General features: G+C 73.6%; 24 protein-coding genes. 12 read left to right on the top strand and 12 right to left on the bottom strand.

The genetic code is table 11. From position 1 onward, the window contains the following. Positions 1 to 78 precede the first annotated feature (78 nt). Complete coding sequence (locus ACQPZP_RS18990; protein WP_433478939.1) at positions 79 to 1,020, top strand: LysR substrate-binding domain-containing protein; 942 nt, start codon at positions 79 to 81, stop codon at positions 1,018 to 1,020. On the opposite strand, the gene ACQPZP_RS18985 is transcribed toward ACQPZP_RS18990, so the two are convergent. The 6 genes from ACQPZP_RS18985 to ACQPZP_RS18960 all read right to left on the bottom strand — a co-directional run bounded on the left by ACQPZP_RS18985 (position 995) and on the right by ACQPZP_RS18960 (position 6,443). Further along, positions 995 to 1,855 (bottom strand): alpha/beta hydrolase, encoded by an 861-nt coding sequence (locus tag ACQPZP_RS18985; protein ID WP_433478938.1) that lies wholly within the window; start codon positions 1,853 to 1,855, stop codon positions 995 to 997. The two genes, ACQPZP_RS18990 and ACQPZP_RS18985, sit on opposite strands and share 26 nt — an antisense overlap. A gap of 180 nt (positions 1,856 to 2,035) precedes the next feature. Then, complete coding sequence (locus tag ACQPZP_RS18980; RefSeq protein ID WP_433479632.1) at positions 2,036 to 2,788, bottom strand: amino acid ABC transporter ATP-binding protein; 753 nt, start codon at positions 2,786 to 2,788, stop codon at positions 2,036 to 2,038. Positions 2,789 to 2,814: 26 nt separating this feature from the next. Next, positions 2,815 to 3,747 (bottom strand): amino acid ABC transporter permease, encoded by a 933-nt coding sequence (locus ACQPZP_RS18975; protein WP_433479631.1) that lies wholly within the window; start codon positions 3,745 to 3,747, stop codon positions 2,815 to 2,817. A gap of 13 nt (positions 3,748 to 3,760) precedes the next feature. Next, complete coding sequence (locus tag ACQPZP_RS18970; protein WP_433478937.1) at positions 3,761 to 4,702, bottom strand: ABC transporter substrate-binding protein; 942 nt, start codon at positions 4,700 to 4,702, stop codon at positions 3,761 to 3,763. Then, positions 4,699 to 5,508, bottom strand: coding sequence for a nitrilase-related carbon-nitrogen hydrolase (locus tag ACQPZP_RS18965; RefSeq protein WP_433478936.1), 810 nt, complete (start codon positions 5,506 to 5,508; stop codon positions 4,699 to 4,701). The genes ACQPZP_RS18970 and ACQPZP_RS18965 overlap by 4 nt, the downstream gene beginning before the upstream one ends. Then, on the bottom strand, positions 5,505 to 6,443 hold the full coding sequence (locus ACQPZP_RS18960; RefSeq protein ID WP_433478935.1) for a hypothetical protein: 939 nt from the start codon (positions 6,441 to 6,443) through the stop codon (positions 5,505 to 5,507). Before ACQPZP_RS18960 ends, ACQPZP_RS18965 begins: the two co-directional genes overlap by 4 nt. Positions 6,444 to 6,585: 142 nt before the next feature. Here ACQPZP_RS18960 and ACQPZP_RS18955 point away from each other — a divergent pair, with 142 nt between their 5' ends. Further along, positions 6,586 to 7,920, top strand: coding sequence for an aminotransferase class I/II-fold pyridoxal phosphate-dependent enzyme (locus ACQPZP_RS18955; protein ID WP_433478934.1), 1,335 nt, complete (start codon positions 6,586 to 6,588; stop codon positions 7,918 to 7,920). Here ACQPZP_RS18955 and ACQPZP_RS18950 read toward each other — a convergent pair. Genes ACQPZP_RS18950 through ACQPZP_RS18940 form a run of 3 tightly spaced genes read right to left on the bottom strand, consistent with a single transcriptional unit; the run spans position 7,917 to position 10,203 of the window. Further along, positions 7,917 to 8,360 (bottom strand): NUDIX hydrolase, encoded by a 444-nt coding sequence (locus ACQPZP_RS18950; protein WP_433478933.1) that lies wholly within the window; start codon positions 8,358 to 8,360, stop codon positions 7,917 to 7,919. The genes ACQPZP_RS18955 and ACQPZP_RS18950 overlap by 4 nt on opposite strands. Beyond that, on the bottom strand, positions 8,357 to 8,995 hold the full coding sequence (locus ACQPZP_RS18945) for a response regulator transcription factor (protein ID WP_433478932.1): 639 nt from the start codon (positions 8,993 to 8,995) through the stop codon (positions 8,357 to 8,359). Before ACQPZP_RS18945 ends, ACQPZP_RS18950 begins: the two co-directional genes overlap by 4 nt. Beyond that, entirely contained in the window at positions 8,983 to 10,203 is a 1,221-nt protein-coding gene (locus tag ACQPZP_RS18940) for a sensor histidine kinase (protein ID WP_433478931.1), read from the bottom strand. Before ACQPZP_RS18940 ends, ACQPZP_RS18945 begins: the two co-directional genes overlap by 13 nt. A gap of 173 nt (positions 10,204 to 10,376) precedes the next feature. Between ACQPZP_RS18940 and ACQPZP_RS18935 the strand changes: the two genes are divergently transcribed. From ACQPZP_RS18935 to ACQPZP_RS18890, 10 genes are all read left to right on the top strand, one after another. Then, positions 10,377 to 11,123 (top strand): ABC transporter ATP-binding protein, encoded by a 747-nt coding sequence (locus tag ACQPZP_RS18935; protein ID WP_433478930.1) that lies wholly within the window; start codon positions 10,377 to 10,379, stop codon positions 11,121 to 11,123. Beyond that, positions 11,120 to 13,546, top strand: a complete 2,427-nt coding sequence (locus ACQPZP_RS18930; protein WP_433478929.1) for an FtsX-like permease family protein — start codon at positions 11,120 to 11,122, stop codon at positions 13,544 to 13,546. The genes ACQPZP_RS18935 and ACQPZP_RS18930 overlap by 4 nt, the downstream gene beginning before the upstream one ends. Positions 13,547 to 13,560: 14 nt before the next feature. Then, complete coding sequence (locus ACQPZP_RS18925) at positions 13,561 to 13,731, top strand: hypothetical protein (protein WP_433478928.1); 171 nt, start codon at positions 13,561 to 13,563, stop codon at positions 13,729 to 13,731. Between the two features lie 109 nt (positions 13,732 to 13,840). Continuing rightward, entirely contained in the window at positions 13,841 to 14,680 is an 840-nt protein-coding gene (locus tag ACQPZP_RS18920; protein ID WP_433478927.1) for a DUF4253 domain-containing protein, read from the top strand. Between the two features lie 192 nt (positions 14,681 to 14,872). Next, the gene (locus ACQPZP_RS18915) at positions 14,873 to 15,706 is read left to right on the top strand and encodes an STAS domain-containing protein (RefSeq protein ID WP_433478926.1); all 834 of its coding nucleotides are present in this window, start codon (positions 14,873 to 14,875) and stop codon (positions 15,704 to 15,706) included. After that, positions 15,706 to 16,155: an STAS domain-containing protein gene (locus ACQPZP_RS18910; RefSeq protein ID WP_433478925.1), complete on the top strand. Its 450-nt coding sequence runs from the start codon at positions 15,706 to 15,708 to the stop codon at positions 16,153 to 16,155. The genes ACQPZP_RS18915 and ACQPZP_RS18910 overlap by 1 nt, the downstream gene beginning before the upstream one ends. Positions 16,156 to 16,157: 2 nt before the next feature. Further along, positions 16,158 to 16,562 (top strand): ATP-binding protein, encoded by a 405-nt coding sequence (locus tag ACQPZP_RS18905; protein WP_433479630.1) that lies wholly within the window; start codon positions 16,158 to 16,160, stop codon positions 16,560 to 16,562. Next, positions 16,550 to 17,602: an ATP-binding protein gene (locus tag ACQPZP_RS18900; RefSeq protein ID WP_433478924.1), complete on the top strand. Its 1,053-nt coding sequence runs from the start codon at positions 16,550 to 16,552 to the stop codon at positions 17,600 to 17,602. The genes ACQPZP_RS18905 and ACQPZP_RS18900 overlap by 13 nt, the downstream gene beginning before the upstream one ends. 4 nt (positions 17,603 to 17,606) lie before the next feature. Further along, positions 17,607 to 19,322: an ATP-binding protein gene (locus tag ACQPZP_RS18895; RefSeq protein WP_433478923.1), complete on the top strand. Its 1,716-nt coding sequence runs from the start codon at positions 17,607 to 17,609 to the stop codon at positions 19,320 to 19,322. Then, positions 19,319 to 20,911 (top strand): SpoIIE family protein phosphatase, encoded by a 1,593-nt coding sequence (locus ACQPZP_RS18890; RefSeq protein ID WP_433478922.1) that lies wholly within the window; start codon positions 19,319 to 19,321, stop codon positions 20,909 to 20,911. Before ACQPZP_RS18895 ends, ACQPZP_RS18890 begins: the two co-directional genes overlap by 4 nt. 54 nt (positions 20,912 to 20,965) lie before the next feature. On the opposite strand, the gene ACQPZP_RS18885 is transcribed toward ACQPZP_RS18890, so the two are convergent. The 3 genes from ACQPZP_RS18885 to ACQPZP_RS18875 form a co-directional block, all read right to left on the bottom strand. Next, on the bottom strand, positions 20,966 to 22,966 hold the full coding sequence (locus ACQPZP_RS18885; protein WP_433478921.1) for a SpoIIE family protein phosphatase: 2,001 nt from the start codon (positions 22,964 to 22,966) through the stop codon (positions 20,966 to 20,968). A gap of 60 nt (positions 22,967 to 23,026) precedes the next feature. Further along, positions 23,027 to 23,800 (bottom strand): SDR family oxidoreductase, encoded by a 774-nt coding sequence (locus tag ACQPZP_RS18880; protein ID WP_433478920.1) that lies wholly within the window; start codon positions 23,798 to 23,800, stop codon positions 23,027 to 23,029. Between the two features lie 90 nt (positions 23,801 to 23,890). After that, complete coding sequence (locus ACQPZP_RS18875) at positions 23,891 to 24,751, bottom strand: spermidine synthase (RefSeq protein WP_433478919.1); 861 nt, start codon at positions 24,749 to 24,751, stop codon at positions 23,891 to 23,893. Position 24,752: the final 1 nt, after the last annotated feature.

The following is a 24,752-nucleotide window of genomic DNA, read 5'->3' as shown; positions in this document are numbered from 1 at the left end:
ATCCTCCGCCCGGAAAGCTATGCCTGGCAAATACCAATCACCCGAGAAGCTATGACGAGTCCGTGATAGTAAGGGGCCATGCGCGCGATCGACCTGCTGAACGGACGGCTGAAGCTCCGGCATCTGGTGCTCGTCGTCGCGATCGCCGACCAGGGCAGCGTGCTGCGCGCCGCCGAGCACCTGCACCTGGCGCAGCCGGCCGTGACCCGCAGCCTGCGCGAGGTGGAGAACATCCTCGGCGTCGAACTGTTCACCCGCGGCCCCCGCGGGATGACGCTGACGATGTTCGGCGACGCGTTCGTCGAGCACGCCCGCGCCGTCCTCGCCGAGCTGCGGCGCGCGGGCGAGCGCATCACCGGCCTGGCCGACGGCCAGGTCGGCACGGTCACCATCGGAACCCTCCTGGCGGGTTCCAACGTCCTGCTCCCCCGGGCGATCGCCGCCCTCAAGAAGGACAGGCCGGGCATCACCGTGATCGTCCAGGAAGCGACCTTCGACGCGCAGGTCCCCCGCCTCCTCGACGGCGAGATCGACCTGATCCTCGGCCGCCTCAACCCGATCGACGACCTGCGCGGCCTCCGCCAGATCACCCTCTACGGCGAACCCGTTCGCCTCGTCGCCCGCCGCGACCACCCCGCCCGCTCACTCCCGGACCTGGGCCTCACCGACCTGCTCGCCTACCCGTGGGTGCTGCCGCTGGAACAGACGGCGCTGCGCTCGGAGCTGGAGCAGGTCTTCCGCGCCTCCGGACTGGAGCTGCCGGGGAACCTGGTCGAGTGCACGTCGGTCCTGACGGTCCGCACCCTCGTCCGCGACACCGACATGATCGCCGCACTCCCCGAACTGGTGGCGCGCACCGACGCCGACATCGCGCCGCTCCCCGTGCCGCTGGAGACCGTCCGCCGCCAGGTCGGCGTCACGCTGCCCGCGCACCGCGCCCCGACGCCGTCCGCCCGGCTGATGCTCGACCACCTCCGCCGCGAGGCCGCCGAGATCAGACCGCGTGGACCAGATCGATGAGCGCCTTCCCGGCCATCGACCCGGCGTCGGCCAGATCGAGCACCACGTCGAAGTGGTCCCGGCCGGGCACGATCATCAGGTCACCGGCGTCCCAGATCGGATGGAACAACCGCGACTGCGTCAGGAACCCCTCGCCGTCGTTCTCCGCAACCGCGAGCACCACCGGGCACCTGTGCCCGACCGGCAGCAGCGCCGGGCTCAGCGCCGCCGCCCGCTCCAGATCCAGCTTGACGGACTCGTTCACATAGATGCGCGTGACGGGGCGTAGGTCGAACAGCCCGCTGAACGGCATGGCGGCCTTGACGACGTTCTCGGGAACACCGAGGCGCTCCTGCCAGCCGCCGACCATCGTCATCGCGGTCAGGTGCCCGCCCGCCGAGCTCCCTCCGACCACGATCCGCTCCGGATCGAGCCCGTGCTCCCGCCCGTGCCGGTACACCCACGCGATCGCCGCCCGCACCTGCCGGACGATCTCCTCCAGCGTCGCCTCGGGCGCGAGCGTGTAGTCGGGCACGACGGTCGCGATGCCCTGCTCGTGGAGCGTCCGCGCCATGAACGACGACACGTCCCGTGACAGCGCCATCCAGTAGCCGCCGTGCAGGAAGACGAACACGGGCCGCAACCCGTCGCCGATGCCCCAGACGTCCAGCCGCTCCCCGCTGATCTCGTCGTAGACGATCCCCGGCTTCCCGGGCAGTCTCTCGACGGCCGCCTCCGACATGGCCCGGTACCGCTCCATGTACCGGTCGAACAGCTCGGGGCCCGCCTTCCGCCGCACGTTGTAGGCGACGTCCAGTTCCTCGTCGCTGAGCCCGCTCCCCGGCCAGTCGTCCACCGGCGCACCCTCCTCGGTTCCCCTGCAGCCTCCCGCCCGCCGCCGAAACGATCAAATACCCGTCCGGTCTCCGGCTATCACACCCCGGTCATAGGCTTCCCCGCGGCGTTCGGGCCGGCGAGCGCCGCCTTCGCCCACATATTCGGTGACGTCCCGGGCCCGCCCTGCGCCGGGTCGAGACTAGAGGACCTTGCTGAGGAAGGCCTTCGTACGCTCGTTGGTCGGATTGTCCAGGATGTCGGAGGGACGGCCGGATTCGACGATCACGCCGGCGTCCATGAAGACGACGCGGTCGGCGACCTCGCGGGCGAAGCCGATCTCGTGCGTCACGACGATCATGGTGAGGCCCTCGTCGGCGAGGGTCTTCATGGTGTCCAGGACGTCGCCGACCAGCTCGGGGTCCAGGGCCGAGGTGGGCTCGTCGAACAGCATCAGCTTCGGCCGCATGGCGAGGGCGCGGGCGATCGCGACGCGCTGCTGCTGGCCGCCGGACAGGTGCCGGGGGTAACCGCCCGCCTTGTCGGCGAGGCCGACCTTGGCGAGCAGCTCGGCGGCCCGCCGCCGGGCCTCGGCGCGGGACTCGCCGCGCACGCCCGTGGGCGCCTCGATGACGTTCTGCAGGACGGTGAGGTGCGGGAACAGGTTGAACTGCTGGAACACCATGCCGATCTCGCGGCGCTGCCGGGTGATGTCGCGCTTGCGCAGGTGCCGCACCTTCCCGCCGGACGCGGTGAACCCGATCAGCTCGCCGTCCACCTGGACGGAACCGCCGTCGATGGTCTCCAGGTGGTTCACGCAGCGCAGGAACGTCGACTTGCCCGACCCGGACGGCCCGAGCACGACGACGACCTCGCCGGGGCTCACGTCCAGGTCGACGCCCTTCAGCACCTCCAGGTGCCCGAACTTCTTGCGGACGCCGCGCGCCCGCACCATCGGGACCGTGGTCTGGGCGGTCGCGGTCACGGTGACACCTCCGGGACGGGGCGGCGGCGCCGCATCAGGACGAAGTCCCAGAAGCCCTGCCGGGCGTCGCGGGTGGCGCCGCGCGAGTAGTGGTGCTCGATGAACGACTGCCCGACGTAGAGGATCGAGGTGATCACCAGGTACCAGAGGCAGGCGACGAGCAGCAGCGGGATGGTCTGGAACGTCCGGTTGTAGATGGACTGGACGGTGTAGAGCAGGTCGGCGAGCGCGATCACGCTGACCAGCGAGGTGGCCTTCAGCATGTTGATGACCTGGCTGCCGGTCGGCGGGACGATGAACCGCATCGCCTGCGGCAGCACGATCCGCCGGAAGGTGCGGGCGCCGCCCATGCCGAGCGCCTGCGCGGCCTCGGTCTGGCCGGGGTCGACGGCGAGCAGCCCGCCGCGGATGATCTCCGCCATGTAGGCGGCCTCGTTCAGGCCGAGCCCGAGGATGGCCGCGACGAGCGGGGTGATGAGGTGGTTGGTGTCGCCGTGCAGGAACTCCGGGCCGAACGGGACGCCGACCGACAGCCGGGGCAGCAGCGCCGACAGGTTGTACCAGAGGACGAGCTGCACCAGCACGGGCACGCCGCGGAAGAACCACACGTACAGGCCGCAGGAGGTGCGGAGGAGCGGGTTGTCCGACAGCCGCCCGACCGCGAGCAGGATGCCGCCCGCGATCCCGACCGCCATGGCGATGAGGGTCAGCTCGATCGTGATGGCGATGCCGTCGCCGATGATGGAGGCGTTCATGTAGCGCCCGACGACGTCCCACTGGAAGTTGTCGTTGGTCCACAGCAGATGGACGAACTGGGCGGCCAGCACAAGCACGACGAGCGAGGCGACCCACCGAAGCGGGTGCCGTACGTGCGCGGCGCCGGCCACGTCGACGTCGGAGACGGTGTCGCGAGGGTGCTCCTTGGTCATGGTCACGGCCGGTTCACCCCTCTCTGGGCGCCAGGTTGACGCCCGGCTTGCCGAGCATGTTCGCGGTCAGGCCCCACTTGGTCATGACCTTCTTGTAGGTGCCGTTCTCCATCAGCTTCCGGAATCCTTCGAGGAGGACGTCCCGCAGCGGCGAGCCCTTGGCGACCACCGAGCCCTGGTAGAGGTCGCCGAACCCGTTGGGCTCGCCCGTCCCGGCGAGCTCCAGGTCGTCGCCCGACTGCTTCACGAAGTAGCTGAGCGGCGCCTGCGAGGAGAAGAACCCGTCCGCCCGGTGGGACCGGACGGCGAGGATCGCGGTCGGCTGGTCCTTGTACGACTGCACCTCGACAGCGGGCTTGCCCTCCTGGACGCACGTGGCCGACTGCTTCTTGACGACGTCCTCGGCCGATCCCCCGGCCATCACCGAGATCTTCGTCCCGCAGGTGTCGGCGATGGAGCCGATGTGCTTCGGGTTGCCCTTCGGGACGGCGAACACGACGAACTCGCGGACCCAGTCGACGAAGTCGTTGGCGGCCTCGCGGTCCGGGAAGTCGCCGACCGGGCCCATCGCGAAGTCGTACCGGTCCGCCTTGATCCCGGTGAGCAGGCTGGGCAGGCCGTCCACGGTGACGTGCTCGATCCGCACGCCGAGCAGCTGGCTGAGCGCGGTCGTCAGGTCGGCGGACGCGCCGCTCAGCGACCGCCCGTCCGACCCCGCGATCTCGTAGGGCGGGAACGACCCGTTGTTGACCGAGATCAGCTTGCCCGACGACCTGTTCTTCGCCGGCAGCCGGTCGTGCAGCCCGTGGTCGAGGGTCTGGCGGAGATCGGCGGCGCCGACGCCCTGCGACGACTTGCCGTTCAGGATGCCCTCCGCCTCCGGCGGGTTGGCCCCGCAGGCGGCGACTCCCGCGAGCAGGCCCACCGCCGACAGGGCGGCGAAAGCGCGTCTCATTCGGACTCCTTTACCGGGCGGATGGACGGGTCGACACGGAACCTGCGGTTCGCCAGCACCGGAAGCCGGCCCCGGGCCTCCTCCAGCTCGCCTCTGTCGGCGATGGCCCAGAGCAGGCCGGGGCGGTCGGCCAGCCGGTCCCGGACGATCCCGAGCGGATCGACGACCATGCTCGATCCGATGTTGCGGCGGCCGCATTCGCCGGACGCCGCGACGTAGCAGGTGTTCTCCAGTGCGCGGGCGGTGACCATCACTTCCCAGTGCCGCTCCTTCGCGGGGCCGCGCACCCAGGCGGCCGGCACGGCGAGCACGTCGGCGCCCGCGTCCACCAGCAGCCTGGCCATCTCCGGGAATCGTACGTCGTAGCAGGTCATCAGGCCGACCTGCCAGCCGGCGCAGTCGAGGACGACGGGCTCGCCGTCACCGGGCGTCACCCGGTCCGACTCCCGCGCCCCGAACGCGTCGTAGAGGTGGACCTTCCGGTAGACGGCGACGATCGCGCCGTCCCGGATCGCGACGAGGGTGTTGAACACCTTGCCGTCCCCGGCCGGTTCGTGGACCCCCGCGACGACCGTGGTGCGGGAGCCCTCGGTGTGGGCGCGCAGGCCGGTGACGAACGGGCCGTCCAGCGGCTGCGCCGCCTCGGCGATCCGCTCCGGCTCGTCGATGAACAGCGCGAGGGAGTCCTCGGGCAGCACCAGCAGGCCGGCGCCGCCCCCCACGGCCTCGTCGATCAGCGTCATGCAGGTCTTGAGGTTGGTCTGCCAGTCCTCGGTGGACGCGAACTGGCCCACGGCGATCCTCATCCGAAGAGCTCCTCAGCCTTGATCGGTCGGGGCGCGATGCCCTGCTCGTGCAGTTCTTCGCAGAAGGCGGCGGTCATGGCCGCGTTGGCCTCGGTCCCGTAGGGCATCCAGTCGGGGCCGAAGATCCGCGCCTGCGTCTCCAGCTCGTCCAGCAGCCAGGGCGTGGTGTCGGCGAGCAGCCGGCGCCGCTCCAGCCACGTCCGCTTGGACTCCTCGAAGGCGTCCTGGAGGGCTTCGGGGAGCCCGGGGTGCCGGTCCACGACCTCGCGTCTGAGGGCGAGGAGGTGGATCCCGGGGACGAACCCGGTCCGGCCGAAGTACGCGGTCTCGGCGGCGCGGTAGTCCGCGATCAGGTGGCGGAAGCGGCCGCCGGCGGCGAACATCTCCGGTGGCATGAACGGCGTGAAGATCGCGTCGAACGTCCCGTCGGCGAGCCCGTCGGCGAGGGGCCGGTCCGCGACCCGGACGTTGCCTGGCAGCGGGCGGGCGCCGACGCGGTCCTTGCCGGTCTCGCCGGCCGCGAGCGGACCGATCCGCCACTGGACGCCCGCCAGGTCGACGCCCTCGGCCCGCAGCAGCGCCCGCGTCCAGGTGTTGCCGGAGTCGGGCCAGCCGGTGAGCCCGACGGTGGCGCCCGCGAGGTCCGCCGGCGAGGTGAGCGGGCTGTCCCGGCGGACGAGGACGCAGCGCTGCCGGAACCCGCGCATCAGGAAGACGGGCAGTCCGACGAGCCGGTCGTCGCCGGCGGCGCGGGCGAGGGCGTACCGGCTGAACGACGTCTCGCCGCCGTCCAGGACCGGCTCGGCGAGCACGTCCGGGGTGATGTCCCGGGTCTCGATCTCCAGAGCCGCCCCGCGGGCGCCGGCCCGGCCGGTCAGCAACGGGACGAGATGGTCCCAGTCCCGCACCGCCAGACGTATCCGTGGAATCGGCACAGCACTCCATTTCCGCAAGTGAGAGGGGGTTTTCCCGCGCCCTGGGCGCGACGGGACCCGACTCTAGGCGGAGTTTGTAGCCAGTACAATGGGGGTTTTGTTACTGCACAAAAATCCCGCACAACGACCCCGCGGAGGAACCGTGATCGACGCGGCATGGCTGGCCGACCGCATCGGCGACCGCACGTCCCGCGGCATCAGCGCCGCGATGACGAGCCTGATCCGCAGCGGGGAGATCCCGGCGGGCACCCGGCTGCCGACCGTCCGCGGCCTCGCGGCCGAGCTGGGGGTCAGCCCCGGCACGGTCGCCGACGCCTGGACGACCCTCCGCCGGCACCGTGTCGTCAGCGCCCAGCGGCGGCGCGGCACCGTGGTGATCGGCCCGCCGAACGTCCCGCACCCGGCCCGGTACGAGCGGATCGGCGAGTTCGGCACCCGGCTCGCGATCGACCTCGCCGTCGCCGCGCCCGACCCGGCACTGCTGCCGCCGCTGGACGCGGCGCTCGCGGCGGGCGCGCGGACCCCGGACCTGAACGACTACACCCGCGAGACGATCACGCCCGCGCTGCGCGCCGCGGTCGAGCCCGGCTGGCCGTTTCCGGCGCCCGGCCTGCTGACCGCCGGCGGCGGCTACGAGGGCGTCCAGCTCGTCTGCCGGACCGTCGCCGTCCCCGGCGACCGGATCGCGGTGGAGGACCCGACCGGCGCCCGCCTGCTGGACATCCTGGAGGCGCAGGGAGCCGAGATCGTCCCGGTCGCCTGCGACGCCGAGGGACCGATGCCGGACTCGCTCGCCGAGGCGCTGGCGTCCGGGCCCGCCGCGTTCGTCTACCAGCCGCGCGCCCAGACGCCCCGCGGGCACGCGCTGACCCCGGGCCGCGCGGCCGCCCTCGCCGCGCTCCTCGCCCCCGCGAACACCCTGGTGGTCGAGGACGACGGGACCGGCGAGGCGTCCACCTCACCCGCGGTCAGCGTCGGAACGCACCTGCCGGACCGGACCGTGCTCGTCCGCTCGTACTCCAAGTCGCACGGACCCGACCTGCGCATCGCCGTGATCGGCGGCGCGGCGGAGCCGGTCGAGCGGGTCCGGGTGCTGCGCAGCTTCGGAACGGGCTGGACGAGCCGTATCCTGCAGGACGCCCTCGCGCACCTGCTGGCCGACCCGTCCACCGGCGAGATCGTCGCCCGGGCCCGGGCGACCTATGCCGAGCGCCGCGAGAGCCTGGCCTCCGCACTCGCCGAACGCGGCGTCGCGACGGGGAACCGCGACGGCCTGATGCTGTGGGTTCCGGTCGCGGACGAGTCCGACGCCCTGGTCACGCTGGCCGCGCACGGTGTCGCCGCCGCGCCGGGGAGCCGCTACCAGATCGTCCCGTCCGGCCCGCACCTGCGGCTCGCGACGAGCCGCCTGCACGACACCCCGTTCCCGCTCCCCGAACTGGCCGACCTCATCGCCCTGGCGGCGCGCCCTCGCTAGGGGACGAGCCCGGAAAGGTCGGCGGCGTGGTCCTGGAGGTATGCGCCGAGGGTGGCGGGGATGAGGTCGATCGACGCCAGATCCGCGGACGTGCAGGGGACGAGGTCCACGTCGTAGCGGCCGTTCGCGGGGTCGTCGAACTCGGGGCCGTGCCGGCGGGACAGGTCCATCGTGAGCAGGCGGCAGACGTAGAAGGTGTTCAGGCGGTGCAGGTCGGGGTTCTGCTCGGCGCACGCGAAGACCTGCCGCACGGGCCCTGCGGTCGCGCCGAGCTCCTCGTCCAGCTCCCGGCGCAGCGCCGCCTCGGGCGACGCGTCGGCAGGCTCGATCTTGCCGCCCGGGGTCGTCCAGTAGACCGGACGGCCGGGCTTGGTGCGGCGCAGCAGGACCAGCGCGTCACCGTCCAGGAGAAGCGCGCGGACGCTCCGGCGGACCCTCATGAGTTCAGGTAGGCCAGGACGGCGAGGACGCGCCGGTGCCCGCCGTCCGCGGGCGGCAGGCCGAGCTTGGCGAAGACGGCGCCGATGTGCTTGCTGACCGACCGCTCGGTGACGACGAGGGCGGCCGCGATCGCGGCGTTGTCGAGCCCCTGCGCCATCAGTCCGAGGACCTCGTGCTCGCGCGGCGTGAGCGCCTCGAGCGGGTCGTGCCGGGCCGTCATCAGCTGGGACACGACCTCGGGGTCGAGGGCCGTCCCCCCGGCGGCTACGCGGGCCAGCGCGTCCAGGAACTCGTCGACGCGGCCGACGCGGTCCTTGAGCAGGTAGCCGATGCCCGCGGCGCCGCCGGCGAGCAGTTCGGCGGCGTAGGTCTCCTCGACGTACTGCGACAGGACCAGCACCGGCAGGCCGGGCAGCCGTTTGCGCGCCTCGATCGCGGCGCGCAGCCCCTCGTCCCGGAACCCGGGCGGGAGCCGGACGTCGAGGACGGCGGCGTCCGGGCGGTGCTCCAGCAGGGCGGGCAGGACGTCCGCGCCGGTGGACGCGACGGCGACCACCTCGTGGCCGCCCGCGTCCAGCAGCATGACCAGGCCCTCGCGGAGCAGGACGTTGTCCTCCGCGATCACGATCCGCACGGCAGGTCCACCTCGAGTGTCGTCCCTCTCCCGTCGGGGCTGTCGATGCGGGTCGAACCGTCGAGCGCCGCCACCCGGCGGCGGATGCCCGCGAGGCCGCTGCCCCGGTCCGGGTCGGCCCCGCCCTTGCCATCATCCCGCACGCTGATCGTCAGGCGGGCGGGTTCGCGGCGGACGGTGACCCGTCCCTGCCGGGCGCCGCTGTGCCTGGCGATGTTGGTGAGGGCCTCGGCGACCACGAAGTAGGCGGCGGCCTCCACGGCGGCGGGCGCCCGGCCGTCCTCGACGTGCATCTCGACGGGGATCGGCTGCCCGGCGGCGAGCGCGCGCAGCGCCCCGGCCAGGCCCCGGTCGGACAGGATCGGCGGGTAGATGCCGCGGATCACCGTCCGCAGCTGGGTGAGGGCCTCCTCGATGCCCTCCCTGGCCTCCAGGAACAGCGCCCGGGCCGCGTCCGGGTCGCCGTCGAAGCGGCGGTCGGCGAGACCGAGCCGCAGCGCGGCGGCGACGAGCTGGGCCTGGGTCCCGTCGTGCAGGTCGCGTTCGATGCGGCGCAGCTCGGCGCCGTGCGCCTCCAGGGCCTCGGCGCGGGTCTCGGTGAGCTCCTCGACCCGTTCGGCGAGGCTGGTCCGGCGGGTGGGGCCCAGCAGGACCTCGGCGAGCCGGGCCTGCCAGCGGACGAGCCTCGGCACCAGCCACAGCAGGATGAGAAGGTCCATGGCGCCCTGCAGGAACGGCATCGTCAGGGCCTTCGGCCAGCTGTCCAGCGTGATGAACGCCGACTGGGAGCCCTCGGGTGCGGCCCACCACCACAGGGGCAGCGAGAGCGTGAACGGGATGGCCGGCCACACCGCCACCGCGATCAACGCGGCCTGCAGGCCGGTGAGCCCGTGCACCGCCATCCAGGCCGCGTCCCGCCAGGTGGCCGGTGAGCGCAGCAGGCGGCGCGCCTCGTCCAGGCCGTCTCCCCGGGACGGCCGGTAGGGCTCGGGGATCTCGCGGCCGAGGACGCGGCCGGCCCGGCGCCGCTCGGCGTTCGCGAGCGCGCGCAGCGGCTTCACGGCCGACGGCAGCCACGGCAGGGCGATGAGCAGCAGCACCAGGACGACCGTGAGCGGGACGAGCCCGGCCATCGCCGGCAGGCTCGTGCGCAGGGCGCCGGCCAGCTCCCCGGTCGCGTCCGCGCTGCGTCTCAGTGCCCTTTTCATCTCACCTCGCAGCACACCGTAAAGGACGGCCGGGGGCGGCGCACCCGGGCGTTCACCCCGGCCTTTGGTGTAGCCCGCTACACCATCGATTCGGGAGTGCGGGGGCATGTGCCGGGCCCAGCCCCGGACCTAGGTTCGTCCAGGTGAGAGGCGGCATCCCGCGGAGGGGAACCATGATGACGATGACGGCCGAGGCCACCGTGCGGGCGACGGGCCCAGAGGCGGTCGGCCTCGACTCGGTCACCAGGACCTACGGCGCGGTCCGGGCGCTGGACGGCATCACCTGGACGTTCCCGCGCGGCGGGTTCACCGCGGTGATGGGCCCGTCCGGATCGGGCAAGAGCACGTTCCTGCACTGCGCGTCCGGGCTCGACCGCCCGAGCGCGGGAACCGTCCGGATCGGCGGCGTCGACATCGGCCGGCTGAACGAGGCGAAGCGGACACGGCTGCGCCGGGAGCGGATCGGGTTCGTGTTCCAGGCGTTCAACCTGATCCCGTCCATGGACGTCGAGCGGAACATCACGCTCCCGCTCCACCTCGGCGGCGCCGAGGCCGACCCGGCCTGGCTGGAGGAGGTCGTCCGGCGGGTCGGGCTCGCGGACCGGCTGCGGCACCGCCCGTCCGAGCTGTCGGGCGGGCAGCAGCAGCGCGCGGCCCTGGCCCGTGCGCTGATCACCCGCCCCGAGGTCGTCTTCGCGGACGAGCCGACGGGGGCGCTCGACCCCCGCACGGCCCGCGACGTCCTGCGGATGCTGCGGGAGGCCGCCGACCTGACGGGCCAGACGATCGTGCTGGTCACGCATGACCCGATGGCCGCCGCGTGGGCCGACTCCGTGGTGTTCCTGAGCCGGGGCCGGATCGTGGACGAGTTGGCCGCCCCGACGGTGTCCGCCGTCATGTCCCGGTGGGAGACGCTGTGAGGACCAGAGGGGCGTCCGCGGGGATCTTCGTCGCGCTGGCGTTCGCGGCGACGCTCGTCGGGGCGTGCGGGGTGCTGCTGGAGTCGGCGCTGCGGGCGCACGCGCCGGTCGAGCGGTTCGGCGCCGCGACGGCGGTCGTGACCGGGCCCGAGAGCGTCACCGCCAGGATGAAACGGCTCGGTGAGGAGCCGGAGGAACAGAGCCGGCCCCTGACCGGGCGCGCGGCCGTCCCGACCGCGACGGCCGCGAAGCTGCGCGCCGTGCCGGGCGTCCGGGACGTGGTCGCGGACGTGTCGTTCCCCGTGCTGCTCTCCTCGGGGCGGACGATGACGGGGCACGGCTGGGAGTCGGCCGCGCTTCGTCCCTACACGCTGAGCACGGGGCGTGCCCCGCGGGCACCGGACGAGGTCGTCCTGAGCCGGTCCTCGGGGGCCGCGCCCGGCGCGGTGGTCCGGATGCAGATCGACGGGACGCCCCGTCCCTACCGGGTCTCCGGACTCGTCGCGGACGGCCCCGGAGCGGCGTTCTTCACCACGGCGACGGCCGCCGCCCTCAACGGGAGCCCTGGCCGGGCGGACGCCCTCGCGGTGCTCGGCGACGCCGGCGCGGACGCGCTCCGCGAGGCCGCGCCCGGGCTCACCGTCGCGACCGGGGCGGCGCGCGGCGACGCGGAGGACCCGGCCGTCGCCGCCGCGCGTCCCGGCATCGTGGAACTGGCCGCCTCGTTCGGCGGCGTCGCGGTGATGACCGCGCTCGTGGTGGTCGGCGGCCTGATCGTCCTGTCCGTGCGGGAACGGGCACGCGAACTGGCGCTGCTCCGCGCGGTCGGCGCGACGCCCGGGCAGGTGCGGGGACGCATCGTGCGCGAGACGGTGCGGATCGCGGGTGCGGCCGCGCCCGCGGGCGGCCTCCTGTCCCTCGGCGCCGGTGCCGGGATGCACGCCGCGATGATCCGCAAGGGCGTCCTGCCGGACGGCTTCGGGCTGTCGCTCGGCCCGCTGCCGGCCCTGGCGGCGGTCGCGATCACGCTGCTCGCCGCGGCCGCGACCGCGTTCCTCGCCTCGCTCCGCGTGTCGCGCATCCGCCCGGTGGAGGCGCTGGGCGAGGCCGCGGCCGAGCCGGCGACGCTGCCCCGATGGCGCGTCATCACCGGTGCGGTGTTCCTCGTCATCGGCCTGAACGCCCTCGGGTTCTCGGCCGGAGCCACCGGCCCCGCCGCGAGCGCCTCGATCGGCGGGCTCGTCATCTCCCTGATCATCGCGACGGCGTTCCTCGGGCCGCTGGTGGCCAGGTGCGGGAACCGGGTGCTGGGCCGCGCGGCCCGGGCCGTCTCCCCGGTGTCCGGCCGGATGGCCCAGCACGCGGCGGGCGCCGCCGCCCTGCGCGCCGGGTCGCTGATCACTCCGGTCGCCCTGGCCGTCGCGTTCGCCGGCGTCCAGCTGTTCGCGCAGACCACCGTCGTGCACGCCACGCAGGTGCAGGCGCGGGACGGGAACCGCGCCGACCAGATCGTCGTGGCGGCCGGGCCCGGTCTTCCGGCAGGTGTCGCGGAGGCGGTCCGCCGCGTCCCGGGCGTCACGGCGGCCACGCCGGTCAAGCGCGCCACCGTCGTCATGGCGGTGAAGGAACTGGGCGAGAAGAACCTCCGCTCGCTGAACGGCAGCGGCATCGGCGCGGACGCCGCCGCGACCATGGACCCGGACGTCTCGTCCGGCCGGCTCGGCGACCTGCGCGGCACGGCCGTGGCCCTCAGCCGGGACGTCGCCGGCGGCCTCGACGCCGGGTCCACGGCGCGGCTGTGGCTCGGCGACGGGACGAGCGTCACGGCCCGCGTGGTGGCGATCTACGACCGGGGGCTCGGCTTCGGCGACGTGCTGCTCCCCCACGACCTCGTCGCCGCGCACTCGTCCTCGCCGCTGGACGACCGCGTCCTCGTCCGCGGGCAGGCGGACCTGCGCGCCGTCACCGCCGCCTACACCGGAACCCAGGTGCTCTCCCCGGAGGATCTCCAGGCGAACCTGTCGCAGGAGGTCGAGCTGCAGGGGTTCGTCAGCCGGCTGGTCGTGGCGGCGATCACCGGGTTCATCCTCATCGGGCTCGTCACCACGCTCGCGCTGGCGACGGCGGCGCGCCGCCGCGAGTTCGCCCTGCTGCGGCTGGTCGGAGCCACCCGCCGGCAGGTGCTGCGGATGCTCCGGCTGGAGGCCGTGATCGTCCTCGGCACCGGCATCGCCGCCGGGGCCCTCATCGCCGCGGTGACGCTGCCGGCGTTCGCCGCCGCCGTCACCGGACTCCCGCTGCCCTCGATCCCACCGCTCACCTGCGCGGCGGTCCTCGCCGCCGTGGCCGGATCCGGCGCCGCCGCGATCCTGCTCCCCGCGCGGGCCGTGCTGCGCCCGCGCACCTCCCCCACCCTTTCCTGAAAGGCAGTAGAGCCATGAGCAACTCCACCCGCTGGACGCTGGTCAGCATCCTCATCGCCGCAAACGTGATCTCCAACGTGGTCCTCGGCGACACCTGGGTCCAGATCGCCGTCAGCGTCGTCACCGGCGTCGCCGTCGTCGCGGTGCTGATCGACTATCTGCTCCGGGGCCGCCGGGAACCGTGACCCCGGTCGCCGGGCCGCCCGGGAAGGACGAACCGCACGGCTCGTCCCCCGGGCGGCCTCCTCGCCGTTACGATCGCCACTGGCATGCTCTGTACCGGAACGGCGTGAAATGGATGATGTGGAGGTCCGGCACCTGCCGGGCGACCTGCCGCAGCTGTTCGACGGCGGCGTCGAGGACGACGCGGCCGGGCGGACGCTGTCGGTGCCGCTGCCCGGCGGGGACCTGGTCTGGCCCGACCCCGGCTATCCGCAGCGGCAGCACCTCCTGCGGCCCGCGCTCTGGCTGAGCGACGAGCCGGCCGGCGGGGACATGTGGGCGAGGCTCCGCGCCGAGCACCCCCGGTCGGGCCTGTGGCCGCTCATGATGGACGAGACCGACCAGCCCTGGGCGGCCGGCCAGATCGCGCCGGAACCGGTCGCCGAGGTCGGCAACTACCACCCCCACGCGTTCATGTACGAGGTGTGGGCCGACTGGGCGGAGCAGGCGGCCGACGACGACCACCGGGACCTCGCCCCCTACGGGCGGCACTGCCCCGGGCCCGCGCCCGCCGGCGTCCCGGTCGACGACCCCGGCGCCATGGCCGACCGCTACGCCCGCGTCCTCGGCGGCCGCGGCATGTCGCTCGGCCTGGTCGCGGTCGGCCGCGGCGCCGACGCGCTCGCCGCCGTCGGCTGGCAGGGCGCCCTCAACCACAACGAGTGGACGGCGCCGCTCGCCGCCGTCCTGCGCAGCTGGGAGGACCGGTTCGGCGCCCGCGTCGTCGGGCTCGGCTTCAACACCCTGGAACTCAGCGTCGCCGCACCGCCCGTCACCACCCGGCACGCCGTGCACGTCGCGGCCGAGCACTGGACGTTCTGCCCCGACATCCTCTTCCAGGGCCCGGGAACGCTCGCCGGCTACGCCGAGGAGATCCGCGGCAAGACCAATTGGTCATTCTGGTGGGACTGACCAGCAAAGCCAAAAACTGGTCATCGCACATGAACGTCCAGGTCATCGAGGGCGGCGCGGCCGGTTTCGCCGGTTACGGTGGTGCGGGTGAGTACCGGGTGGCGCGGCCTGGACGAACGCCCCGAGTGACCGCGCGGCGGCAGCCCTCCTAGCCATCGCCGTCCGGTCCGGGGCACGGATGGGGGCTCGGCCATGACCGACGGATCAGCCGACGGACGGATCACGGAGTTGCTCCGCTCCTGGGAGGAGCCGGTGCTGGACCGCTGGATCGAACTGGTCGGCGGCAGCGTGCGCGGCCGGATCACCGAGCCCGAGCTCCGGTCGGAGCTGACCGAGCTGTACGGGCTGGTCCAGCGGGCCTTCGACGGCGACGACACCGCCGCCGGCGAGCTGAGGGCGGCGCTGGCGGAGATATCGCGCGCCCGGGCCCGGCACGGGTTCAGCCCGAGCGAGACCGCGATCGGCGTGTTCGCGCTGAAGCAGGCGCTCTACGAGCGGATCCGGACCACCCGGGACCAGCGGGCCTACGGCGACCTCATCGACTTCTCGGCCTACGTCGACGAGCTCGGGCTGGCGACATTCGAGACCTACGCGGCCACCCGCGAACAGGTCATTGCGAACCAGGCCGAGGAACTCATGGAGCTGTCCACGCCCGTGGTGAAGCTCTGGGACGGGATCCTCGGGGTGCCGCTGGTCGGCACCCTGGACTCGGCCCGCACCCAGGTCGTCATGGAGACGCTGCTGCAGACGCTGGTGGACACCCGCTCCCGGTTCGCGGTGATCGACATCACCGGGGTGGCGGCCGTGGACACCGAGGTCGCCCAGCATCTGATGAAGACCGTGATGGCCGCCCGGCTGATGGGCACGCAGTGCGTGATCTCGGGGATACGGCCGCAGATCGCGCAGACGATCGTGACGCTCGGCATCGAGTTCGGCGACATCGTGACCAAGGCCTCGATGGCGGACGCGCTGGCCTACGCGCTCGACCGCAGCGGGGTGCGGGTGACCGGCGGGCCGGAGGACTGATGGAACGCGTGCCGATACTCAAGATCGGGAGCGTCCTGCTCGTGTCGATCCAGGTCGACCTGCGGGACCAGACCGTGCTGGCGCTGCAGGAGGACCTCGCCGAGCGGATCGTCGGCACCGGCGCGCGCGGCGTGGTCATCGACATCACCGCGGTGGACATCGTCGACTCGTTCATCGGCCGCGCGTTCGCCACCGTCGCCGCCATGTCGCGGCTCATGGACGCCGAGACGGTGGTCGTCGGGATGCGGCCCGCGGTGGCGATCACGCTGGTCGAGCTCGGGCTGTCCCTGGGCGGGGTGCGCACCGCGCTGGACCTGGAGGAGGGCATGCGCCTGCTCGACGCGAGGACGGCCGAGGCCGGCCCCGCACTGTCCGAGCCCGACCTGGCGCCGTCCGAGGCCGGCTCCGCGCTGTCGGAGGCCGGCTCCGGCATGGTGGACGGCCCGTGACGATCCCGCCCGGCGAGGAGGTAGCGATCACCTCGAACGACGACGTGGTCCGCGTCCGGCACGTGGTGCGGGCCGCCGCGGCGGCGGCGGGCCTGTCCCTGGTGGACCAGACGAAGCTCGTCACCGCGGCCAGCGAGCTGGCCCGCAACACCTTCGCCCACGGCGGCGGCGGCACGATGCGGGTGGAGCGGGCCACCGGCGAGCTGGGCCGGCAGGGGGTGCGCGTCGTCTTCACCGACGACGGTCCCGGCATCGCGGACGTGGAGCAGGCGCTCACCGAGGGCTGGTCGAGCGGGGCGGGCCTCGGCCTCGGCCTGTCGGGCGCGCGCCGGCTGAGCGACGAGTTCAGCCTGCGCAGCGAGACCGGGAAGGGCACCACGGTGACGGTGGCCAAATGGCTGCGCTGACCGGTGCCGGATGGACGACCGGCCCGCCCGCGTGCGAGTCGCTGTGGGTGCGGGTGGAGGACCCGAGCGCCGCGGCGGGCGTGCGCCGCCGGATCACCGTGCTCGCCGAGCGGCTCGGGTTCGGCGCGGACGGCCTCAGCCGGATCCACCTGGCCGCCACCGAGGCGGCGACGAACCTCGTCAAGCACGCCCGGCACGGCGAGATGCTGCTGCGCATCGTGCGGGACGGCGAGAGCGCCGCGCTGGAGTTCCTCTGCGTCGACCGCGGACCCGGCATCACCGACGTGCCGGTGTCGCGGATGGACGGCTACTCGACCAGCGGCACGCTCGGCCTCGGCCTGGGGGCCATCGAGCGGCTCGCCGACCAGAGCGGCCTGTGCTCGCGTCCCCGGGCCGGCACCGTGCTGTACGCGCGGTTCCGGCCGCGGGGCACGCCCGCCGGTGCCGCCGACCCGCCGTTCTCCGGGCTGACGCAGCCGATCGAGGGCGAGGAGGAGTGCGGCGACGCCTTCACGGCGCGGCTCCTGGACGGCACCGTCTACGCGATGCTCTGCGACGGCCTCGGGCACGGACCGCTGGCCGCGCGCGCCGCCTTGGAGGCCGTGCGCGGGGCGCACGAGACGTCCCTGCCCGGCCGGCCCGCCGACGTCCTCGGGCACGTCCACCGGCGGATGGGCCCGACCCGCGGCGGCGCGGTCGCCGTCGCCGCCGTCGAGCCGGCCGCCGGGCGGGTGCGGTTCGCCGGGCTCGGGAACGTCGCCGGGTGGATCCTCGGGCCGGAGCGCCGGTACGGAATGGTCTCGGTTCCCGGAATCGCCGGCACGCACAACGAGCGGATCCGGGAGCACTCCTACGATCTGCCGCCGGGAGCCGCGGTGGTACTGCACTCCGACGGGCTGACCAGCCGCTGGGACCTCACCGACCAGCTGGGCCTGCTCGGCCACGACCCGCTGCTGATCGCGGCGGCCCTGCTGCGCGACGCCGGAGTGCGTCACGACGACCGGTCGGTGCTCGCCGTCACGACGTCCGGGTGGAGGTGACCGGATGGCCGACGAACTGCTCCGCATGGAGATCGTGGACGAGCAGGGCGTGTTCACCGTCCGGCAGGCGGGCCGGCAGGTCGCCGCCGCGGTCGGCCTCGACCATCAGGACCAGGTCCGGGTCGCCACCGCGCTCAGCGAGGCCGGGCGGGAGCTGCACGCCTCCTCCCCCAGGGTGTCGGTCACGTTCCGCCTCGACCGCGAGCGGCCTGCCGGCCTGGTGATCGAGCTGTTCCTCGTGCCGCGGATCGGCCGGGACCGGCCGGAGGCGGGCCGGGCCGCCACCCGGCTGATGAACCGGGTCGAGGAGGAGGAGACCGGCGGCGGGGTCCTCATCCGGCTCCGCAAGGATCTGCCCGCCGGAGCCGTTCCCGTCGGCGACGCGGAGCTGGAGGACCTGCGCTCCCGGCTCCAGCGGCTCAGGCCGGTTCCGGCGCTCGAAGAGCTCCGCACGCAGAACGCCGAACTGATGGCCGCGCTTGAGGACCTTCAGCTGCAGCAGGAGGAACTGCGGTCCCTCAACACCGAGCTGGAAGACACCAACCACGGCGTGATGGCCCTCTACAACGAGATCTCGGAGGAACTGGAGGAGACCAACCGGGGTGTGGTGGCGCTCTATGCGGAGCTGGAGGAGAAGTCCGACCAGCTGCGCGAGGCGGGCGAGGGGAAGAACCGGTTCTGGGCGAACATCAGCCACGAGCTGCGCACCCCGGTCAACGGCATCATCGGGCTCACGAGGCTGCTGCTCGACCCCGCCGCGGCCCCCGTCACCCCCGAGCAGCGCCAGCAGATCTCCCTGATCGGTGACACCGGCGGCACCTTGCTGACGCTGGTGAACGAGCTGCTGGACATCGCCCGGGCCGAGCAGGGCCGGCTGGAGCCGCGCCTTGTGCCGGTGAACATCCCCGCGCTTCTGGAGGACCTCACCGAGCTGCTGACCCCGATGGCAGGGCAGGCCGGGCTGACGCTCACCGTGGAGGCCGCCACCGCACCGCCCGTCCTCGTCACCGACCCGGAGATGCTCTCCCGCATCCTGCGGAACCTGGTCGGGAACGGGCTGAAGTTCACCGCGGAGGGGGAGGTCCGGCTCCTGGCCCGGGAGACGCCCGCGCACACCGAGTTCGTCGTCACCGACACCGGCGCCGGCATCACGCCCGCCGACCGGCAACGGGTCTTCGAGGAGTTCTACCGCGTGCCGGGCAGCCAGGCGCGCGGCACGGGCCTCGGCCTGCCCTACGCACGGCGGCTCGCCCGCGCGCTCGGCGGCGACCTGTTCCTGGACAGTGTCGTCGGCAGGGGGACGACCGTGACACTGCGGCTGCCGCCGCACCGGACGCTCGCCGAGCTCGACCTGCGGCACGTCCTGATCGTGGACGACGACGAAGCGGCCCGCCGGAACCTGCACGGCCTGGTGGCCGAGGCCGTGCACCGGGTCGGCGAGGCCGCGGACGGCCGGGAGGCGCTGGCCGCGGTCGCGGCGGACCCGCCCGACGTCGTGCTGCTGGATCTGCGCCTGCCCGACCTGGACGGGCTGGACGTCCTCACCGAGATGCCGCCCGGGATACCCGTCGTCCTGGTCACGGCGGTGGACGTGGGCGCTCTGCAGGATCCCCGCCTGGACCGCGCGGACGCGGTGCTGGCCAAGGACAGTATGAGCACCGAGACCCTGGCCGAGGCGGTACGCGCGGCCCTGACCCACAACACCGGGGCGAGGACATGACCGGCGGGCCGGTGTGCACGACGCTGGTGGTCGACGACAACGACACCAAGCGGTACATCATCGGCAGCTGGCTGCGCCGCGCGGGGCACACCGTGGTGGAGGCCGCCTCCGCGGCGGAGACCTGGCGGCGGCTCGCCGAGCACGAGATCGAGCTGGTGGTCCTGGACGTGCGGCTGCCGGACATGAGCGGGATCGAGGTCTGCGAGCGGATCAAGGCCGCGCCGGCCACCGGGTCGCTGCCCGTCATCCACATCTCCGCGCACGCCGTGGACGTCGCCGACCGTACGCACGGGCTGCGCCGCGGCGCCGACGCGTACATGACCGACCCGATCGACCCCGGCGAGTTCATCGCCACCGTCGAGGCCGTGCTGCGCTACTACCGGGCGCGGCGGCGGGCCGAGCGGATGGCCGGCCGGATGGCCGCGTTCACCCGCACGTCCCTGGAGATCAACGCGGCCAAGTCCCTGGAGGGGCTGGCGGCCGTCGCGGCGCGCGGCGCGCACGCGATCTTCGAGACGCCGGCCGCGGTGTTCACCCAGACGCTGGAGGGGCGGGCCGTGCGGATCGTGGAGCCGGGCACGGGGCCGGAGCACCGGGACAATCCACCCGGCCTGCTCGCCCGGCTGACCGAACTCGCCGGGCTCGGAGACGACACCGGCACCGACGTCACGCGGATCCCCGCGCGGCAGTGGCGGGAATTGATGCCCGACACGGTGCTGGGCGAGGACGCCGTGCTCGTGGTGTCGCGGCTCAAGGCCGGCCGCCCGCCCGCCGGCATCGCGATCGAGGCGCGCGGCGTCCCCTCGGAGGGCGACATCGACCTGCTGCGGCAGCTCGGGCAGACGCTGGCCCTCGCGATGGAGGCGCTCAGGTCCTACACCGAGGAGCACACGATCTCGCTCACCATCCAGCGCAGCCTTCTCCCCGAGTCGCCGCCCTCGGTGCCCGGCTGGGGGCTCGCGGTCCGCTACGAGCCGGCCGGCGACCAGGCGGAGGTCGGCGGCGACTTCTACGAGGTCCTCGACCGGGGCGAGCGGGTGCTGGTGGCCATCGGGGACGTGCAGGGCCACTCGCTGCGCGCCGCCACGGTGATGGCGGAGATCCGGCACGCCCTGCGGGCGTTCGCCGCCGAGGGCCACGACCCGGTCACCATCCTCCGGCTGCTGAACGACGTGATGGAGCGCTACCACGACGACCAGACCGCGACGATGTGCCTGATGACACTGGACCCCCTCAGCGGCGCCGCGCAGATCGCGAACGCCGGGCACATCCCGCCGCTGCACATCGCCGGCGGCCGGGCCTGCTACGGCGCGGGCGGCGGCCTGCTGCTCGGCTTCCCGGCGGGCCGCGTGGAGGTCGAGGAGACCGAGGTGCCGCCCGGCGGCACCGTCGTGCTGCTCACCGACGGGCTGATCGAGGAGCGCGGCATCCCGCTCACCGACAACCTGGAGCGGCTGCGGACCGTGGCTGCCGACGTGGAGGACGACCTCGAACGCTTCAGCGACCGCGTCCTCGCCGAGTTCGGGCACCGGGAGGACGACGTCGCCCTGATCGTCCTCCGCCGCGACGAGGTCGCCCTCGGCGCCTGACGGGTCGCGCGACCGGGACGGCCGGGAGCACCTGCCCGCTTCACCGCCCGCGGTTCAGGGAAGTTCCTGCTCGCACCAGACGACCTTGCCGCTCTTGGTGCGGCGGACGCCCCAGCGCTGCGCCAGCCGTCCCACGACGTGCAGGCCCCGGCCCGACTCGGTCGCCTCGTCCTCCTCGTCGTGGTGGTGGATCCGGGGCCGCCCGTCCGAGGAGTCGAACACCTCGCAGACCAGGCCGCCCTCCCGCACCAGCCGCAGCCCGATCCGGCCGCCCGCGTGCCGGATCGCGTTGGTGACCAGCTCGGACGCCAGCAGGGTGGTGGTGTGGGCCATGTCGTCCAGGCCCCAGCGGGCGAGCCGGTCGCGGATGAGGCCGCGGGCCCGGCGGACGGCGGCGGGCTCGGCGGGCAGCTCCCACGAGGCGTGCCGGTCGGCCGGGATGCGCGCCAGCCGCGCCACGAGCATCGCGATGTCGTCGCGGTGCTGGTCGTCGTAGATGCCGTCGAGCGCCGCCTGGCACAGGTCCTCCAGCGGGCGGGCGGCGGCGCCCGGCCCGAAGGTGGCCTGCAGCCGGGCCAGCCCGTCGTCGATGTCGCGGGCCCGGTTCTCCACCAGGCCGTCGGTGTACAGGAACAGCAGCGTCCCGTCCTCGACGGTGAACTCGCGGCTGACGATCGGGCCGTCGCCGCCGACGCCGAGCGGCGGTGCCGGCGGCACCGGCAGGTACTCCGAGGCCGCGCCGGGCGGGGCGAGCAGCGGCGGAAGGTGCCCGGCGCTGGCGACCTCGCACCGGCCGCTCACCGCGTCGTAGACGACGTAGGCGCAGGTGGCGAAGTGCGGCTCGCGTTCGCCGAGCGTCCGCATCAGCGAGTCGAGCCGTTCGAGGGCCTCGGCCGGCGGCAGCTCCAACCCGGCGAGGGTGTGGATGGCGGTGCGGAGCCGCCCCATGGTGACGGCCGCCTTGACGCCGTGCCCGGCGACGTCCCCGACCACGAGGGCGACCCTGGCGCCGGGGAGCGCGATCGACTCGTACCAGTCGCCGCCGACCTCGATGAGCCGGCTGCCCGGCAGGTACCGGTGGTGGACCTCCACCGGCGACGGCGCCGACAGCCCGGTCGGCAGCAGGCTGCGCTGCAGGGTCAGCGCGGTCGCCCGCTCCCGCGAGTACTGCCGGGCGCTCTCGATGAAGATGGACGCCCGGCTCGCGAACTCCATCCCGATCTCGACGTCGTACGCGTCGAACGGCCGGTGCGCGGCGTTGCGCGTGCAGACGAAGATGCCGAGGACGCCCGCCGCCGAAGTGATCGGGAGCAGCAGCATCGACGCGCCCTTGAGCAGTTCGGCGACCGGCGGCCGGCGCCATGCGGCGGCGAGCCTGGCCGCTCCCTCGGCGCCGAGGGAGCGCAGGATCGGCTCGCCCGACTCCAGGCACAGCACGTGCGGCGTCCCGTCCGGGTAGACGAGCGACTCGCCGGTCGGGAACGTCGCGTCCCAGGCCGGGTCCTGGTCGTCGAACCCGATCGCCATCCGGCGCAGCTGCGGGCCGTCCGGGCCCGCCGGCGCCTCGTCGGCGTCGATGTGGCTCTCCAGCAGCATCAGCGCCCCGGAATTGCAGAAGTGCGGGACGAGCACGTCCATCAGGCCGCGCGCCAGCATTTCCAGGTCGAGGGTGGAGCCGATCCGGGGGAGCGCGTCGTCCAGCAGTGCCCGGCGGATGACGGCCGGGTCGACGAACCGGTCCGCGAGCGGCACCGGGACGCGGACCACGGCGAGCGCCGCGATGTCGGGCACGCCGCCGCCCATCGGGTGGACGGTCACGACCGCGTCGAGCGTCCCGCCCGCCTGGGTCTCCACGGCGAGCATGGCGGTGCGCTCCCGCCCGGCCCTCAGCGCCTCCAGCAGCGGCTCCTTCGCGCCCGGGATCACCTCGTCCAGATGGGCGCCCAGCAGGTCGTCCGCATTCAGGGAGAGAACGGCGGTGGCGTTCCGGTCGAACTGGAGAATTCTCCCCGACGAATCCATGCCGAGAATGAGAATTCGGGTGGACGACTCCATCGCTCGATTATGGGACATGACGCGCCCCGATGAGACCGATACGGGAGGGGAATCGACCCCTTACCGATGTGCGTGGGTCTGATCTAGGAACTGCCGCCAGGTCCGCTTCCCCGCCACATGGTCCGGGGTCAGGTGGTGACCTTCCCGGAACCCGCGGGCGGCGGCTCCGGGAAGCGGGATCGGCACCCGGACGGGACGCCGCAGCCCCCGCGCCTTCAGGTAGTCCCGCATCATCTCCTCGGCCGAGAGCACCTCCGGCCCGCCCATGTCCTCGACCCGCCGCGCGGGCCCGGCGGCGAGCGCCAGTTCCGCGAGCCGTTCCGCGACCTCGCCGACGTCGATCGGCTGGTCGCGCAGGCCTTTCGGCAGCGCCATCACACCGGGGATCTTGGTGAGCATGTCGAAGACCGTGTCCGGCAGCGTGTGGAACTGCGTGGCCCGCAGGATCGTGTACGGGAGGCCCGAGTCCTCGATCAGCTTCTCCACCGCGTACTTCGTCCGGTAATAGCGATAAGGGATCTTGTCAACTCCGACGATCGAGATGTAGATCAGGTGCGGGGCGCCCTGTCCGCGCGCCGCCTCGATCAGCCGCTCCGCGGCGGGCAGATCCCGTTTGGCGCGGAACGCATCGCTGGCGCAGTGCACGATCGTCTCCACGCCGTCCAGGGCCGCGTCGATCCCCTCACCGGTCGAGAGGTCGCCCTTGTGCCAGGTCACCCCGTCCTGCGGTGCCCTCGCCCGGCGGCTGAGCCCGTGCACGTCCGCCCCGCTCTCGGCCAGCAGGCGGGTGAGGGGCCGTCCCAGCGTGCCGCTCGCCCCGGTCACGAGAATCATTGATCGCTCCTTCGTCGGCTGTCGGGACCGCCGTCCGTCACTCGGACGGGGCGGCCTCCGCGAAATGTGACACGTCCGTTCGGCGGGGCTTCAGGACCTCCCGAAGACCTGCGGCGGGGGGACCGGCGTGACGATCTCCTCGCCGTCGCGCAGCGGCGCGGCGCCGGCGCAGAACGCGGCGAGGTCGCCGCCCTCCATCAGCCGGGCCCGGGCGATGCCGCCCGCGGCGCGGCGCGTCAGCTCCGCCACCGGGAGCGGCTCCCGGGACGCGGCCACGATCAGGTTGCCGAACCGGCGGCCGCGCAGCACACCCGGGTCGCCCATCAGCAGCGCGTGCCGGAACACCGACCGGACCGTCGCGGTCACCCGGCGGGCGAACGGCAGCCGGAAGCCGTCGGCGACGTTGGCGAGGTAGACCCCGCGGGGGCGCAGCACCCGCGCGGCGTCCAGCACGAACTCGCGGGTCGCGAGCTCCGGCGGCATCGACGCCCCGGCGAACGCGTCCATCACCACCAGGTCGTCGGACTCGTCCGCGAGCGCCGCGACGCCCCGGCGCCCGTCGGTGACCCGGATGCGCAGGCCGGGGACGCCCTTGACCGGCAGCTGCTCCCGGACGAGCTGCACCAGCTCGGCGTCCGGCTCCAGGACGACCTGCCGCGACCCCGGCCGCGTCGCGGCGATGTAGCGGGGCAGGGTGCAGCCGGCGCCGCCGACGTGGACCGCGTCGAACGCCTCTCCGTCCAGCCCGAGGGAGTCGACGACGTCGCCCATCAGCCGCATGTACTCGAAGTCGAGGTAGGTGGGGTCGGACAGGTCCACGTACGACTGCGGCACGCCGTCGACGAGCAGCATCCAGCCGCCGTCGCGGTCGGCGTCGCGCAGCAGCTCGGCCTCCCCGCCGGCGATCCTGTAGGTTCGCGGCCGGGGACCGTGCCTGCCCTTGCGTGCCATG

Source organism: Spirillospora sp. CA-142024 (assembly GCF_050942325.1).
Classification (GTDB): Bacteria; Actinomycetota; Actinomycetes; order Streptosporangiales; family Streptosporangiaceae; genus Spirillospora.
The sequence above is the reverse complement of the archived record's forward strand: the minus strand, read 5'-3'. Positions and strand labels throughout refer to the sequence as shown.